The organism is Neorhizobium sp. T7_12 (genome assembly GCF_002968535.1).
GTDB classification, from domain to species: domain Bacteria; phylum Pseudomonadota; class Alphaproteobacteria; order Rhizobiales; family Rhizobiaceae; genus Neorhizobium; species Neorhizobium tomejilense.
Genome location: NZ_PVBK01000047.1, coordinates 1 through 1,150, shown reverse-complemented (window position 1 = coordinate 1,150; position 1,150 = coordinate 1). Strand labels below are relative to the sequence as shown.

At 60.9% G+C, this 1,150-nt stretch carries 2 protein-coding genes; one reads left to right on the top strand and one right to left on the bottom strand.

Features of this window, described 5'->3' with window-relative positions:
- Window positions 1-31: 31 nt before the first annotated feature.
- Window positions 32-961, bottom strand: a complete 930-nt coding sequence (locus C5J26_RS32370; protein WP_245441360.1) for an IS110 family transposase — start codon at window positions 959-961, stop codon at window positions 32-34.
- Here C5J26_RS32370 and C5J26_RS33125 point away from each other — a divergent pair.
- Window positions 960-1,150, top strand: a 191-nt coding sequence (locus tag C5J26_RS33125) for a hypothetical protein (protein WP_206051248.1), incomplete at its 3' end; no start/stop codon positions are given. The genes C5J26_RS32370 and C5J26_RS33125 overlap by 2 nt on opposite strands.

Here is a 1,150-nt window from a genome sequence, read left to right as displayed (position 1 = left end):
GGGTCGAGCCCGAGCAACTGTGTTGTTGGTGTCAAGCTTGGAAGGGTTTTCGGTCCCTCATTGCGGCGTTAAGTGCGACAAGCAAACGTCTTGCTATGGCGATCAGGACAAGCTTTGGAGGTTTGCCGGCATTGCGCATGGCTTGGAATATGCGCTTGAAGGGACCGGACCGACAGGCCGCAAGTGCGGCCATATAGAGCGCGTCGCGGACGCGTTTGCGCCCGCCCCATATGCAGCGTTTGCCGCGCATGGCACCTGAATCGCATGCGATCGGTGCGAGGCCGGCAAGAGCTGCGACGGAATGGCGATCACGACGACCCAGTTCCGGCATATAGGCTAGAAGCACGCTTGCCGTCTGCGGACCGACGCCCGGCGCCGAACGCAGGATCGCCTGATCTTCAGCCAAAGCCTCGACCTGCGTCACCAGGATGTCGATCCGGACATTGATGGCGGCGATCTGTCGGTCGAGCACTTCCATCATCTGTCGCAGGCTCTCGTCGATGTCCCCGCAATGGGGCTGGGCGAGACGGATGCGCTCGCTCTTGCGCATTGCCACAAGTTGGGCGCGCCGCTCGACAAGGGTTCGAAGAACCTGACGGGCTGCGTCAGGCTTGGCCTCGGGAGCCAGAGACATGGTCGCTCCATAAAGGGCAAGCATGCGTGCGTCGACCCGGTCGGTCTTGGCAAGAAAGCCTGCCGCTCTCGCAAACTGGCGTGCCTTGCGGGGATTGGCGCGATGGAAGGCCAATCCCGCCTGATGGAGCTGCCGGCAAAGTGCCCGGTCATAAGGCCCGGTCGCCTCCAGGACGCCGAAGGCCTGATGCTCGGCGACAAAGCCGATGAGTGCCTGATGGCCTTGGCTGTCATTGCCAAACCGACGGACCATGCCGGCGGGGTGAAGAAAACAATCCAGAAACGACTTGGAAATGTCGATCCCGATGACGCAAGATGGTAAGCTCATGAGATCCATCCTTATCCTGCGGGATCGCCGCGCCAACGGCCTCCCGGTCAACTGTTCGGGTGGAAGCATGTCTAAAGGCGGCGTACCGGGCTCGGGCACGGTCTCTCAGACCAAGGATGACGAAGGTACGCCGCCAGCCTGCTCAGATTCAACTCAAAGCAAAACCAACGCAACAGATAAGGATGACGA

Bases quoted from the DNA above. Each gene is read 5' to 3' on its own strand.
- C5J26_RS32370 (WP_245441360.1), bottom strand. From the start codon at position 961: ATGAGCTTACCATCTTGCGTCATCGGGATCGACATTTCCAAGTCGTTT.